This is a genomic window from Sorangium sp. So ce590 (assembly GCF_051521365.1).
GTDB lineage: Bacteria > Myxococcota_A > Polyangia > Polyangiales > Polyangiaceae > Sorangium.
Genome location: NZ_CP150346.1, coordinates 2,910,662 through 2,924,725 on the forward strand (window position 1 = coordinate 2,910,662; position 14,064 = coordinate 2,924,725).

Consider the following 14,064-nt stretch of genomic DNA (forward strand, 5'->3'; position numbering starts at 1 on the left):
ATCTCAGGCGGCCACCTCGCGCGCCGGGAGCGCGAGGCCTTCGCGGAGCACGCTGTCGATGAAGGGCCTCACGATCTCCTCCAGCTTGCTCCCGAGCTCGTCGTCGATGTCGAGCTGCCCGTCCTCGCCGAGCCGCAGCGCCTTGTCGAGGAGGAACAGCCCTGCGAGCACGTGCCGCGCGCCGAGCGACTGGAGGACCGGGCGGAGCCCGTAGTCGATGGCGAGCACGTGCGCGAGGGTCCCGCCCGTCGCGAGCGGCAGCACGGCCTTCCCCGCGAGCCCGAACTGCGGCAAGAGGTCGAGGAACGCCTTGAGCACGCCCGTGTACGAGGCCTTGTAGATGGGGGTCGCGATGACGACCCCGGCCGCCTCGGCGACGATCCGCGCCGCGTCCGCCACGGCGGGGGAGTCGACGCGGCCGAAGAGGAGGTCCTCGGCGGGGAGGTCGCGGACGTGGAGGAGGGTGACGCGAAACCCCTCGCGCCCGAGCCGCGCCGCGATGCGGGCAGCCAGCGCGGCGGTCTTCGAGCGCGCGGAAACACTTCCAGTGATGATGGCAATGCCAGACATGGGCGCGTCATAACAAAGCCCCTGGCCATTGTCTACTATAACGGATATTTGTCCGTTAAAACGGATTGCTCTCGGCGGACCGGCGCTGCGGCCCCTGTGCATGGGAGCCTGTCTGCGCGGGAACGGAGGGCGTTGTCGAGGAGCGCGCGCTCGCCCTCACGAACGCGCGCTCGCGGCTAGTTCTCGAACCGGACGTTGTCCAGGTAGTAGGGCCCCGAGTTGCCGATCACGTTGAGGTTGAACTGAAGCTTCACGTCGCTCGGCGCCGCGTTCAGCGCGTTCAGGGTCGCCGTCGGGAGCGGGGCGAACTGGATCCTCTGGAACGACCCCGGGGCGACCAGGCTGAGCGAGGTGTTCCCGGCCCACTGGTTGTCGATGCCGGCCGACGGGATGGAGATCAGCACCTCGATGTTGCCGGCCCAGCTCGGGGCCGGCTGGATGGGGGACACGAAGAGGTCGAGCGTGATCTTGTTGCCCACCGGGGTGAGGCCCGCGGTGCTGAAGCTCGGGCTGACGATCGCGTTGAAGCTGGCCGGGGTCTGGACCTGGAGCGAGGCGATGCCCTCCACCGCGCGGCCCGTGTGGAGCGACAGCTGCGCCTGCGTCGAGGTCCACGCGCCCGGCTCCTCGAACCCGAGGATCGGGTTGTTGAGGAGGAAGTCGGCCATCACGTCCTTCCGGAACGGGATGAACAGGTCGGTGAGGGCCTCCGAGATGATGAAGCGCTGGCCGCCCTCGATGGGGTCGCTCTCGAGCTGCTCGGTCGTCTGGATGAACGGGCTCGTCTTGGCGAGCGTCTTCGTCGTGCCGAGGTCGAGATCGACCGTCGGCGAGCCCGTGGCGTCGCCGATGGGCTCATGGCACCCGCTGCACGAGAGCGAGAACGCGCGCCCGACGATCTGGTCCGGCGTGAGCGTGCTGCCCATGGCGGTGAGCTCGCTCTGGATGCTGGTCCTGAGCGCCGAGGGCCCGCTGCCGAACGTCGCGAAGTAGTTGTTCTGCAGGCCGATCATCTGGCTCTCCCCGGCGTTCATGGTCGTCGGGTAGCTCGGCTCGAAGGCGAAGCGGTTGATGTCGTCCGCCGCGGCGAGCCGCTCCACAAGGGCGGGGAACGACGTGCTCCGGAAGGCGACGGCGCGCGCGTCGGTCGAGGCGGGATCGAAGAGCGGCGCGGCCGGGGTGTCCTTCACGAAGGACGGGGTCACGACCAGCGTGGCGCTGCTCCCGGAGCCGCCGTGCAGGAGCCTGAACTCCCGCAGGTTCCAGGTCGTGAAGGGCACGGGCGGATCCCCGACGACCTCGGGGGCGAAGAGGAACTCGTTGGTCCGGATCTGGCCGCCGTACGGCCCTGCGTTCTGGCCGTAATGATCGATGTGAATGACGGGCTCGAACCCGGACAGGCCCTCGAAGTAGAAGTCGTGCAGCGCGTCCCTCCGGGTCGCCAGGCTCTTTGTCGGATCCGACAGGCCGTACCAGAAATCGGCGACCGGGCGGCAGCCTTCCCGGCCGAGGCTCGGCGTCGGGTTCGGCAACCGGGCCTCGAAGATGATGAAGTTGCGCAGCTGGAACGCGCCCGGCGTCATGCCCGAGCGCCTCGCGAAGACCACGCGGTATTCACCGCAGTTGGCGCCGTCCGGCGGGGCGAGGTCGAAGCGGTTCGACAGGGTCGTGGCGACGTACGCGTTGTCGGCCGTCTCGTCGGCGAAAGGATCCCTGTCGGCCTCGAAGCCCACGGCACGGGGGCAGTCGATCGGCCAGCCGTTGATGGCCCCGTCCGAGCCGGGGATCACCACGTCATCGCAGCTCGGGCCGAGGCCGAGCCCGTCCGCGGCCTTCCGGTTCGTGTCCATGAGCTGCCGGAACAGCTGGAGGGGCGTCATGCTGACGCCCGCCTGATCGATGAGCTGCTGGAGCGCGTCCTTCAGCGTGAAGGCGCTGAGGATGTCGGCGTTCGTGACGACGAGCGACTTTCGCCCCTCGATGGCGAACGGCAGGGTGAGCGCCTGGGCGGCGGACGCAGCCTCGCCCTCCGCGAGATCGGCCGGCTCGCCGTCCCCCGGCGCGATGTCCGCGCAGGAGACCGGCAGCATCGCGAGCGAAACCAGCGCGGCGCGCCGCGCCCTCCGCCACGCCCCGGCGGGGGCAGAACCAGAATGAGAGCGCACCGAAATGCTCGAACTCGACGACCTGGAGAACATGAAACCTCCTGAAAACGATGACGACAAACAACGACGGAGCCGCGCTGCAGAGCGCGCGCTCGCGGATGGCGGATGAAGGTGCGGGCCGAGCTCGACGATCGCGGGTGAGCGCGTGCGTCGGCCCGCGAAGAGACGGAGCCAGCGCGCGCCCGCAGGGGTACGCCTCGCCGCGGCCGACGCCGGCACTGCGAGCGTGGGAGCACCGGCCCGTCGAGTACGGCCCGCGACGAGGCGCTCCGGCGCTTTCATCGCCCGGAGCAGCTGCCCGTGAACGCGGGCTGGAACTTAGTACTGTTTACGAACCGATCAAGCTCATGGGGACGGTGTACGGGATCGCGAGGTTGACCCCCGGCTCGTCCCGGAACCCTGGATCGAACACCGCGGGGCCGGTCGTGCGGCCCGTGGGCCCGCAGGGGTTCCCTTCCCGTGAATGCTGCCGAACCCGCCGGTCCTTCACGGAATCGTGAGGGGGTCGCGTCGTTTTCCGGCCGCCCGGCCTGCCGGCGTCACGGGCTCACGGCGCCGCGCTCACGATCCGGCGCACCGGCTCGGCGAAGGAGCTCGACGGGTAGCGCGCGACGAACGCCGCCGCGCGCGCCCGCGCCTCGTCGGCGCGCCCGAGGCGCATCAGCGCGCGGATCGCGATGAACTCCCGCTCCTCCGCGAGCCGCCCCTTCGGGAAGTCGGTCTGGTGTCTGTCGAGCGCGGCCAGGGCGGCCTCCGGGTCCTGCGCGAGCGCGGCCCTCGACCTGTCGACGAGGTTCGACTCGCGGACCAGATCGTCGTTGTCCACCGCGACGATCGCCTCGGGCGCGGGCGCGGGCGCGGCCAGCCGGGGGGGGCGCGGCGCCTCGCGGCGGGCGGCGGCTGCGGCCGGCTGCGACGCCGCGGCCGCAGGCGGCGGCGCGTCGGGCGCCGGCGCCGCGGCGGGGACGCCGCCCCGCGCGCTCGAGAACAGCTGCTCCAGCGGCAGGTCCGTCAGCGACGGGGGCGGCGCGACCGACGCGGCGGCGCTCCGGCCCTCGTCGAGGGCGACGTGGAGCCCGGCCCCGCCGGCGCCGAGGCCCACCGCGAGGAAGATCCCCTTGATCCACATCGGCACCGTCGCACCGGCGCCCGCGGTCGTCCCGAGCGGCGCCACCCGGGCCGCGGTGCGCGCGAGCTCGGCGGCGGTCATCGAGCGCGGGCGCGCGGCGGCGAGGAGGAGCTCGCGGGCTCCCAGCGGGGCGCCGCCACCTTCCTGGTTCCATCGCTTCGGGTCGCTCATCTGGCCTCCCTGCTTGCGCGCTCGGCCCCGCTCTTCTTCAGCAGCGTCGCGAACTCTTTTCGTGCTGCGTGGAGCCGCGAGTATACGGTCCCGACGGGGACGCCGACCAGGCTCGCGATCTCGTTGCAGGGCATCTCTTCGATCTCGAACATGACAAACACGGCTCTTCGATCGAGATCCATGGCCTCGAGGATGCCATCGAGCTGCAATCCCGCCTGACGTTGGGAGGTGATCTCTTCCGGGCCGCGCGCGGAGTCCGGCACGTCGTCCACCACCTCGCCGAGCCGCTCCCGGCGCGTGTGCGCGCGGCGGCGGTGCGAGGCGGCGACGCGGCGGCAGATGGCGAAGAGCCAGGTCGTGATGGGGCAGGCCCAGTCGAACGACGGGAGGCGCCGCTGGACGACGATGAAGACGTCCTGGAAGGCATCTTCCAGGTCCGGATGCTGGATGCCGAACCGCTGCAGGGTGGCCCAGACGAATCCGCCGTGCTCGGCGTGCAGGGCGACGAGGCTCCGTGGCGGCTGCCTGGCGTCGCCCAGGACCTCGGCTTGTAAGCATTGCTCCACGCTCTGGTGGATGCCGGCAGCCGGGGGATCCTTCATCAAAACGTGACCCCGACACCCCCGAACGCCGCGCCGGCGACGGCCGGCTGCTCGAAGCCCGCCGGCTGCCCGTCCTGCAGCTGGAAGCTGTACCGTGTCATCGGAACGAAGAGGTCGATCCCTGTCTCGAGCCGCAGCGGCCCGACGATGCGGACGCCGAGCCGGGTGCCCGCCCCGAGGCTGAGCCACGCCCGCGAGCCGACGTCGGTCGGCAGGATCGTCGGGGTGATCTGCTCGTCCCCGTAGATGACGGCGTAGATGGCGCCCGCCACCACCCGGCCGCAGAGCCCGAAGACGAGCGATCGGCTCCGGACCATCTCCAGGCACCCGCCGAGCCAGCCCGCCGTGAGGCCGAAGGCGAACGTCCGCCGGGTCGCGTGCTGCTCCGGGAGCCAGAGCGCCCCCGTCTCGAGGGTCCACCGCGGCAGGATCGACCACTCGCCCGACAGGGCGACGCCGGCCCCGGGCGAGGGGACGATGCCCACGGACGCGAACCCGCGCCAGGCGACCGAGATCTCCGCGGGCGGCGGGCCCTCGGCCGGCGGCGGCGCTGCCCGGGTCTCCGCCGGCCAGGGGAACGGCGGCTCCGGCGACCGCACGGCCTCCGGAGGGCTCGGCGGACGCACGGCGGCCGGGGGCGGAGGGCTCGGCGGCGCCTCGGCGACCGGCGGCGGGGGGGCGTCGGCCGGGGGGGCGAGGCCGGCCTCGGGATCGGTGGTGAGCATGATGTGCACGGCCGCGGCGGCGACGATCCCGTCGCAGCTCAGGCCGTGATCGGAGAACTCGCGGACGGTCGGCGGGGCGCCGTCGCACAGCTGGGTCCGGATCGTGGCCGACCAGGCGCCGGGCTGCCCTTGCACCACGGCCTCGATCGAGGCGACCTTGCCCGTGGTGACGAGCTCCCGCCCGAGCCGCCGCGAGATCTCGGCGCGAAACCGGGACGCCGAGGGGCACTGCACCTCCGCGCCCGCGAGGCGCACCCACGACACGTCCGCGGCGGCGCGGTCGCACTCCTCCGCCCGCGCCCCGGCCGGCGCGAGCGCAGCGCAGGCGCCGAGGACCGACACGAGCGCACGTAGCAGGGCCGGCGCGCGGCTCACCGCCGCCTCCCTTCGCGCCGGCTGCTCGGGCTCGCTGCGGGGGAAGGGGCGACTTCGTGGGGGGCGGCGCGCCATGACGGAGAGAATGCTAGCTCAGTCGCCAAACGGTTCGGGGCTCGTGTACACGCGGGTGGTTCACAACTCACAGGAATTACGGGCGCCGTTGCTGGTTTGCTTCCCCCGCGTGTACACGAGGAGCCCCGGGTGGGGAAGGCTCCCGGACGAGGCGTGGATGCTGGCAAGGCGACGAGTGCCTCGGCCCTCCGCGCGCTGACGCGCGCCGGGCGGCGAGCGCGATTCGCCTGGCGTGCGCGCGCGACAGGAAGGCCGCGGGCGTGCGCGTGGGATGGAGTGCCGGCGGCGCCGCGGTGAGCGAGGCGGAGCCCGCTGCGGGGGGCGCGCCACGAGAGCACGAGCGCGCGGGGCAACGTCGTGCGCTCCGCCGCGTGGAGGGCGACATGGCCGCCGCGAAGCGAAGCGTAGCAGTCATCGATTCGCTATGGGATCGAGCAGCTCTTCTATGCTCGCTCCACGCTTGGTGTAGACATGTCTGGACATGAGCACGTCATGAACGTGCATGTCGGCTGCCAGCGTGATTGCCGGGCACGAGAGGCGCGATTCGAGCGGGAGGCAAGGCTCCTGTCGGAGCTCTCCAAGCCGGGCATCGTGCGGCACGTGGTGCGCGCGGACGCCACGCGTTCTATCTGGAGGAGCTGATCCGCGCTGTGGCGGAGCGCAAGGGCGAGGTGCTGCCGGAGACGGTGCTGGCGATGGTCCAGGCGCGGCTCGCGGCGCTCGACGGCGAGGCGCGGAAGGTGCTGCGCGCGGCGAGCGTGTTCGGCGACGTCTTCTGGCGGGGCGGCGTCGCGGCGCTCCTCGGGAGCGCGGAGGCGTGCCCCGCTGCGCGCGACGTGCTCTCGGAGCTCTGCGACGGGGAGGTGATCGTCCGCCGCAAGGAGAGCCGGTATCGGGCGGCGGAGGTCGTGGCGGCGCACGAGCACTGGGGCGCGTCCGGGTACAAGCGCACGTTCGCCCACCTCGTCCATGCGGAGGCGCTCCACGCCGCGGGCGACCGCGAGGGGGCGTCCGCGGTCATCGCCGGCGCGCGCGAGCGGCTGCTCGCGCGGGCAGAGAGGCTGCCGGCGGCGCACCGCCGGAGCTTCCTCGGCGAGATCCCCGAGAACGCGCGCGTGCTCGAGCTCTCCCGGCAGTGGCTGCGCGCCGCGAGCTGACGCGGCACGGCGCCCGGCCGTCGCGGACGGCGCGCGGGCCCGCTGCCGGAGGGACGCGTGGTAGAATGGCGCGTGCCTCCTTCGATCTCGGTGCGCGCCTCGCGGCGCAATCCCACCGCGGCGCGAGCTCGGCTGTGGCTCTGCGGGGCGCTGGCCGGCGCGTGCTGCGCCGGGGCGATGGGCTGCGCGGAGAGCGCGCCCGCTGCGCCGGCGCGAGGGGCCCGGGCCGCCTCGACGGCGCCCGCGGCGCAGGTCGCCTCGGCGGCGCCCGCGGCGAGCTCCGCGCCCGCCGGCACGCCGCCGGCGTCTCCGCCGGTGGAGGGTGAGCGACCTGGCGAGACGTCCCCGCAGGAGCGCTGGGTCGGCACGCTGACGCTCACGAAGGGCGAGCAGCCGCTCATCGCCGGGAGGATCATGTCGCGGGAGGACGCCGAGCGCTGGCTCGGCCCCGGCTGGCGAGCGCTGGAGGGGCAGCGCGTTCGCGTGATGGCGGTGCTGCGGGACCACGTCTGCGAGCCGCACGCGCAGTGCCTGACGGGAGGGCGCATCCCGCTCCTCGAGCAGGTCGCGTCGATCGCGCTGTGCAGCGGCGGTGACGCCGCCGGGCGACAGGAGGTCATCGACTGCACGCCGTCGCCTGCTCAGCTCGCGCGCTGCGAGGCCGAGTGCCGCGGCCTCAGCGACGACTGCGATCAGCGCGCCGGCGACCGCGGTGCGCTGCGCCGCTGCGGGTGCGCCAAGATCACGTGCGAGCAGCGCTGCCGCGAGACCGGCGAGCCTCTCTTCGCGTGCAGGTGACGCGCTCGCGCCGCTCGACGCCCGCGCCAGAAGGGCGGGGGACAAAACGGCGAAGGCCGCCCGGCTCGTGCCAGGCGGCCCTCGCGGGCGCGCTTCCGCTGCGCTGGATCAGGCGCCTTCGCGCGCGAGGACCGGCGACCCAGAGGGCACGGGGGAGGCCGGCGGCGTCGACTCCACGGCGTGGGCGCCGCCCTCGCCGAGCGAGTAGGCCTCCTCGCCGTGGAGGGCGCCGTCGAGGCCCTCGTCTTCCGTCTCGTCGTCGACCCGGAAGCCCATCACCGCGTTGATGCCCTTCACGAGCACGAAGGTGACCGCCGCCGCGTACGCCGCCGCGACCCCGACCGCGATCGCCTGCTCGACGAGCAGCGCCGAGTTGCCCTTGATGAGGCCGTCCTGGCCGGCCGGATTCCACACCTTGGAGGCGAACACGCCGGTGAGCAGCGCGCCGAGCAGACCGCCCACGCCGTGGATGCCGAAGGCGTCCAGGCTGTCGTCATAGCCCAGCTTGCCCTTCATCATCACCGCGCCGTAGCACACAGCGCCCGCCGCGAGCCCGATCGCGACAGACGCCATCGGCCCGACGAAGCCCGCGGCCGGCGTGATGGCGACGAGCCCCGCCACGAGCCCCGACGCCACGCCGAGGAGCGACGGCTTGCCGAAGCGCACGCCCTCGATGAGCGCCCAGGCGAGCGCGCCGATGGCCGCCGCGATGTGCGTGTTCACGAACGCCACCACCGCGAGCCCGTTCGCGGCGAGCGCGGAGCCGCCGTTGAAGCCGAACCAGCCGAACCACAGCATGCCGGCGCCGAGCAGCGTCATGGTGAGGTTGTGCGGCACGATCTTGCGCGTCGGGTACCCCTTGCGCTTGCCGATCATGATCGCCATCACGAGCGCGCTCGCGCCCGAGGCGAGGTGCACAACGGTGCCGCCCGCGAAGTCGAGCGCGCCGCGCGACAGGAGCCACCCGCCCGGGTTCCACACCCAGTGACAGATGGGGCTGTAGACCACGAGCGACCACAGCAGCGTGAACACCACGTACGACGAGAACTTGATGCGTTCGGCGTAGGCGCCCGAGATCAACGCCGGCGTGATGATGGCGAACATCAGCTGGAACACCATGAACAGGAGATGAGGCACCGTCATCCCCTCGCGCGGATCGGTGCCTACGCCGTTCAGGAACGCGTAATCGAGGCCGCCAATCAACCCGCCCTTGGATTCGGCGAACGCCATCGAGTACCCGATGGTCACCCACGCCAGGGTCACGATACCCATGGCGAAGAAGCTGTGCATGTATGTGCTGAGCGTGTTCTTGGTTCGGACCATGCCCCCGTAAAACAGGGCCAGCGCTGGCGTCATCAGCAGTACCATTGCCGACGAGACCAGGAGCCAGGTGGTGTCCGAGGCGTTGATTTCGTTCACTGGTGGCCTCCTCGACCGCGAAGGTAAAAGAGGCCAGTTTTCCGGAATGTTTCGGCGGCATGTACTTCACGAGCTCGTGAAACGTGCCGCCGCGACGCAGCGAGTCAGTCTGCGTGGGCTCCCCAACCGCCGGCGCGCGGGGCGGACTGGGACTTACAGCGGGTCAATGGATTTGCAGTGATGCCGCACGCCGGCGAGGGCCGCGTGCTTCAGTCACGGGCAGCTCGGCTCAGCGCTCAGCCACGCCCGCTCGCCTGGATGCTCTCCCGCACCCGCTCGAGCGCAGCCCGCACCTCGGGATCCCGAGCCATCTGTGCCGGCGCCGCCGGCAACCGCAGCGACCAGTTCTCCGGCCCCACGGTCCCCGGCGTGTTGATCCGCTCGCGCGTCGCGAGCACGTCCTGCACGAGCAGCAGCACGAGCTCGCTCTTCGACCCGTGGATGAGGTCGAGCAGCGCGCGGTGCGTCTCCTTCGTGAACTCCCGCCCTAGCTCCTGCCGCCGCGGCGAGAGCTGCGGCAGATCGAGCACCCCAGCGCGCTCCCGGTCGTCCCGCGACTCCCACCACGCCACCACCGAGTCGGTGTCGTGCGTCCCGAAGCACGCGACCGAGAGCGCCGGGTACTCCGCCGGATTGCGGAACCTCACGTCGTCCTTCTCCCAGATCAGCACCTTGTAGCCCGGCACGCCGAGCTCGGTCAGCGACGCCCGGACCCACGGCGGCACCGCGCCGAGATCCTCCGCCACGAGCTGCGCCCCGGTCTCCGCCGCCCCCGCGATCATCGCCCGCACCACGCGCTCGCCGTGCTCGCGCTGCTCCGGCTCCTCCGCCGGATCGAACGTCGCCCTGGGCCGCTCGCCCCCCTGGCCCTGGCTCCCGCGCTCCGGGAAGATGTACGTCCGGTAGAAGCCGACCAGGTGATCGATCCGGAACCGGTCGCAGAGCAGCCCGGTGTAGCGGCAGCGCCGCCTCAGCCACGCGAAGTCGGTCTCGCGCATCCGGGACCAGAAATACGGCGGAAGCCCCCAGTTCTGGCCCTCCGTGTCGAACTGGTCGGGCGGGGCGCCGACCGACCTGTCGTGCCGGAACTCGCCCTGATGCGCCCACACGTCGGCGCTGTCGCGCGCCACCATGAACGGGAGATCGCCCATGATCTCCACCCCCTTGTCCCGGAGATCCGCGCGCGCCGCCTCCCACTGCGCGTGCGCGAGCCACTGGACGTACTCGTAATAGAGGATGTCCCGCGCGCGCTCCTGCCGCAGCTTCACGAGCGCCTCCGGCCTCCGCTCGCGGATCTCCTCGGGCCAGTCCCACCACGCGACGCCGTTGAAGCCGTCCTTGAACGCGCGGAACTGCGCGTAGTCGGGCAGCCAGTCCGACTGCCGCTTCACGAACGCGGCCAGCTCGGCCGCGCGCGGCGTCTGCTTCGCGTGGTGCTCCCGCTCGAACCTGTCGAAGGCGAAGCGCAGCGCCCGCCCCTTCACGCGGCGCACGAGATCGTAGTCGACGCGCGCGCTCGTCCTCGCGCGATCGAGCGCCGCCATGTCGTCGCCGAGCGCCTCGCCGTGGAGCTCCGCCGGGAGCTCGGGCACGGCCGAGAGCGAGATGAACATCGGATCGATGCCGAACGCGGAGAGCGCCATGTACGGCGACGTCTCGCCGCCCGCCACCTCGCCGAGCGGCAAGAGCTGCACGAGGCGAAGCCCCGCGGCGCGCATCCACGCGGCGAACTCGGGGAGATCACCGATCTCGCCGATGCCCCACGAGCGATCGCTGCGCAGCGAGAAGAGCGGCACCGTCACGCCGGAGATGCGGCGGCGCGCGCCGGAGGGAGGTGGCGAGCTCGGGGACGAGCCCTGGGACTGATGTTCGGCAGAGGGGGAAGACATGGGCGTTTTTCGCTTGGCTCCAGGCGTTCGGGGCGGAGTCTATCCCGGGTCGCGCGCTTGGCGATGCTCCTTCTGCTCCGTCGAGCCGCCCCGGCGCCGCCGCGTCGTTGCCGCCTGCCGGCGCGCCGCTCCGCGTCGGGCCGGGCAGCGCGGAAGGCGGCGCCCGACCGGTGAGCTGGCGTAGCCTGCGCTGCGTGGATCCGGGCCCCGGGAGCGAAAAATCGAGCCGCGGGCGCTTGTGCCTCGACAGCGGCGCCGATTTCGCGAATAGGGCGGCTCCACAGGTTTTTCCGATGACTAGACGCATATGGCCCGGCACGCCGACCCCCCTCGGCGCCGTTTATGACGGCGAGGGGGTCAATTTCACGCTGTTTTCTCAGTCCGCCACGAAGGTCGAGCTCTGCCTCTTCGAGGCCGTCGACGATGTCGTGGAGCGTGAGCGCATCGAGCTCCCCGAGCGAACGGCCCACGTCTTCCATGGGTACGTGCCGGGGCTCAAGCCCGGCCAGCTCTACGGCTACCGGGTGCACGGGCCCTACGATCCGCGCTCCGGGCACCGCTTCAACCCGGCGAAGCTCCTCGTCGATCCGTACGCGTACGCGCTCTCCGGCGAGCCGAACTGGAAGGCGCCGCTCTACGCCTACGACCGCGGAGGGCCGCCCGAGCGCGGCGAGGGCGGCGCCGGCCGGCCCAAGGAGGCGGCGGGCCGCGACGGCGCGGCGGCCGAGAAGGGCGAGGGCGGGCGCGCGGGAAAGACGGCGAGCGATCGCCGCGGCGCCGAGGCGCGCGGGAAGGAGTGCGCGTCCTCGCCGCCGCCCCCGCTCGCGCCGCCGCTCCCGCTCGACGACCTCGAGATCTGCCACCGCGACAGCGCCTGGGGCGCGCCGAAATCGGTCGTCGTCGACCACCGCTTCGCGTGGGACGGGGACCGGCCGCCGGCGACGCGCTGGCAGGACACGATCATCTACGAGGTGCACGTCAAGGGGTTCACCCAGCGGCACCCCGGCGTCCCCGCGCACCTGCGCGGCAGCTACGCGGGGCTCGCCTCCGAGGCGGCGATCGCCCACTTCAAGAAGCTCGGCGTCACCGCGCTCGAGCTGCTCCCCGTGCACGAGATGGCGAGCGAGCGCGAGATCTGGGAGCGCGGGCAGATCAACTACTGGGGCTACAACACGCTCTCGTACTTCGCGCCCGCCGGCCGCTACTCAGCGAGCGGGCGGCTCGGCCAGCAGGTGACCGAGTTCAAGGCGATGGTGAAGGCGCTCCACGCCGCCGGCATCGAGGTGATCCTCGACGTCGTCTACAACCACACAGCGGAGGGCAACCACCTCGGCCCGACGCTCTCCCTGAAGGGGATCGACAACTGGAGCTACTACCGGCTCGTGCCGCACAACCCGCGCTACTACATGGACTTCACGGGCTGCGGGAACACGATGAACACGCGTCATTACCAGACGCTCCAGCTGGTGATGGACAGCCTGCGGTACTGGGTGACCGAGATGCACGTCGACGGCTTCCGCTTCGACCTCGCGTCGGCGCTCGCCCGCGGCCACCACGACTTCGACCGGCTGAGCTCGTTCTTCGACATCATCCACCAGGACCCGGTCCTCTCGCGCACGAAGCTCATCGCCGAGCCGTGGGACGTGGGCGAGGGCGGCTATCAGGTCGCCAACTTCCCCGTCCTCTGGACGGAGTGGAACGATCGCTACCGCGACTCGGTCCGCCGCTTCTGGAAGGGGGATCTGCTCGCGGCCGACCTCGGCTACCGGCTCACCGGGTCGAGCGATCTGTTCGCGTCGAGCGGGCGCCGGCCGTACGCGAGCGTCAACTTCGTGACGGCGCACGACGGCTTCACGCTGAACGATCTCGTATCGTACAACGAGAAGCACAACGAGGCAAACGGCGAGGGGAACCGGGACGGCACGAACAACAACCACAGCTACAACCACGGGGTCGAGGGCCCCTCGTGCGACCCGGCGGTCGTCGAGCTGCGCGAGCGCCAGAAGCGCAACCTCCTCGCGACGCTGCTCCTCTCGCAGGGGGTGCCGATGATCAACGCCGGCGACGAGATCGGCAAGACGCAGCTCGGCAACAACAACGCTTACTGCCAGGACAACGAGATGTCGTGGCACGACTGGGATCTCGACGAGCGGCGGAAAGAGCTCTTCGAGTTCACCTGCCGCCTCATCGCCCTGCGGCGCAGCCAGCCGGTGCTGCGCCGGCGGACGTTCTTCTCGGGCGGCTACGTGCACGGCAGCGGGCTGAAGGACGTCGTGTGGTTCCGCCCCGACGGCGCCGAGATGAACGCGGAGGACTGGACGCACCCGAACGCGAGGGCGATAGGCTATCTGCTCGGGGGCGACGCCCTCTGGTCGATGGGCCCGCGCGGCGAGCCGATCGTGGGTGACACGCTGCTCGTGCTCATCAACGCGAACCATTCGCCGTTCGAGTTCGTGCTGCCAGCGATCGAGTTCGGCGAGCGGTGGGAGGTGCTCATCGACACCCGCACCGCCGCGGAGCCGGCGCGCACGGTGCCGGCGCGGGCAGGGGGAGAGCGCTACCTGCTCGTCGACAGGTCCGTGGCGGTGCTGCGGCTCCTGGAGCGGCAGGAGAAGAAGAAGACAAAGCGGGTGAAGGCGCGGGCGTGACACCTCCCGTCGGCGCGCCGCCCCACGACGAGCGCGCGGGGCTCCATCTCATGCGCTGACGCGTGTCTCGTCCGGGCGCGGACGCGGCCTGTTTCGCGCGCTCCAGGGCCCTTCGCCGTGCGCCCGAGCGCGCGACGAATCTCCAAGCGCTGGTCATCAATGAATCTCCTGATTCTGTCGGACGAAGGCTGTCCGCCTCGCTCCGCCCGCACGGGCAGGGCGCCATGGCGAACCTACGGAGGGCCGCGTCGACGGCGCTTGCGCTGCCCGGGCGCCGCGCCGCCGAATCCGGGCACGGTGCTCCGGGCTCAGCGCAGGTCCGAGGGGCCCCGGGCGCACCT

Annotated in this window: 10 protein-coding genes; 3 read left to right on the top strand and 7 right to left on the bottom strand. The window is 71.8% G+C overall.

The window, feature by feature from the left end:
- Positions 1 to 3 precede the first annotated feature (3 nt).
- The 5 genes from ssuE to WMF28_RS11185 form a co-directional block, all read right to left on the bottom strand.
- Positions 4 to 570: an NADPH-dependent FMN reductase gene (gene ssuE, locus WMF28_RS11165; protein WP_437602166.1), complete on the bottom strand. Its 567-nt coding sequence runs from the start codon at positions 568 to 570 to the stop codon at positions 4 to 6.
- 176 nt (positions 571 to 746) lie between these two features.
- Positions 747 to 2,660, bottom strand: coding sequence for a hypothetical protein (locus WMF28_RS11170; protein ID WP_437602167.1), 1,914 nt, complete (start codon positions 2,658 to 2,660; stop codon positions 747 to 749).
- Between the two features lie 622 nt (positions 2,661 to 3,282).
- Positions 3,283 to 4,035, bottom strand: coding sequence for a hypothetical protein (locus WMF28_RS11175; protein ID WP_437602168.1), 753 nt, complete (start codon positions 4,033 to 4,035; stop codon positions 3,283 to 3,285).
- Complete coding sequence (locus tag WMF28_RS11180) at positions 4,032 to 4,637, bottom strand: RNA polymerase sigma factor (RefSeq protein ID WP_437602169.1); 606 nt, start codon at positions 4,635 to 4,637, stop codon at positions 4,032 to 4,034. The genes WMF28_RS11175 and WMF28_RS11180 overlap by 4 nt, the downstream gene beginning before the upstream one ends.
- Positions 4,637 to 5,737, bottom strand: coding sequence for a hypothetical protein (locus tag WMF28_RS11185; protein WP_437602170.1), 1,101 nt, complete (start codon positions 5,735 to 5,737; stop codon positions 4,637 to 4,639). Before WMF28_RS11185 ends, WMF28_RS11180 begins: the two co-directional genes overlap by 1 nt.
- 725 nt (positions 5,738 to 6,462) lie before the next feature.
- Here WMF28_RS11185 and WMF28_RS11190 point away from each other — a divergent pair.
- Together WMF28_RS11190 and WMF28_RS11195 are read left to right on the top strand one after the other, a co-directional pair.
- Positions 6,463 to 6,969 (top strand): hypothetical protein, encoded by a 507-nt coding sequence (locus WMF28_RS11190; protein WP_437602171.1) that lies wholly within the window; start codon positions 6,463 to 6,465, stop codon positions 6,967 to 6,969.
- A gap of 72 nt (positions 6,970 to 7,041) precedes the next feature.
- Entirely contained in the window at positions 7,042 to 7,767 is a 726-nt protein-coding gene (locus WMF28_RS11195; RefSeq protein ID WP_437602172.1) for a hypothetical protein, read from the top strand.
- A 108-nt stretch (positions 7,768 to 7,875) separates the two neighbouring features.
- Here the strand turns inward: WMF28_RS11195 and WMF28_RS11200 are convergent, their stop codons facing one another.
- Positions 7,876 to 9,186: an ammonium transporter gene (locus WMF28_RS11200; protein WP_437602173.1), complete on the bottom strand. Its 1,311-nt coding sequence runs from the start codon at positions 9,184 to 9,186 to the stop codon at positions 7,876 to 7,878.
- Between the two features lie 236 nt (positions 9,187 to 9,422).
- Complete coding sequence (locus WMF28_RS11205) at positions 9,423 to 11,075, bottom strand: 4-alpha-glucanotransferase (RefSeq protein ID WP_437602174.1); 1,653 nt, start codon at positions 11,073 to 11,075, stop codon at positions 9,423 to 9,425.
- A 293-nt stretch (positions 11,076 to 11,368) separates the two neighbouring features.
- On the opposite strand from WMF28_RS11205, the gene glgX reads away from it, so the two are divergent.
- Complete coding sequence (gene glgX, locus WMF28_RS11210; RefSeq protein ID WP_437602175.1) at positions 11,369 to 13,723, top strand: glycogen debranching protein GlgX; 2,355 nt, start codon at positions 11,369 to 11,371, stop codon at positions 13,721 to 13,723.
- The last annotated feature ends 341 nt before the right edge of the window (positions 13,724 to 14,064 follow it).

What these genes read in the sequence shown, in the direction of transcription:
- glgX (WP_437602175.1), top strand. Translation starts at nt 11,369, where the DNA reads ATGACTAGACGCATATGGCCCGGCACGCCGACCCCCCTCGGCGCCGTT.
- ssuE (WP_437602166.1), bottom strand. Translation starts at nt 570, where the DNA reads ATGTCTGGCATTGCCATCATCACTGGAAGTGTTTCCGCGCGCTCGAAG.
- WMF28_RS11175 (WP_437602168.1), bottom strand. Translation starts at nt 4,035, where the DNA reads ATGAGCGACCCGAAGCGATGGAACCAGGAAGGTGGCGGCGCCCCGCTG.
- WMF28_RS11180 (WP_437602169.1), bottom strand. Translation starts at nt 4,637, where the DNA reads ATGAAGGATCCCCCGGCTGCCGGCATCCACCAGAGCGTGGAGCAATGC.
- WMF28_RS11205 (WP_437602174.1), bottom strand. Translation starts at nt 11,075, where the DNA reads ATGTCTTCCCCCTCTGCCGAACATCAGTCCCAGGGCTCGTCCCCGAGC.
- WMF28_RS11170 (WP_437602167.1), bottom strand. Translation starts at nt 2,660, where the DNA reads ATGCTGCCGGTCTCCTGCGCGGACATCGCGCCGGGGGACGGCGAGCCG.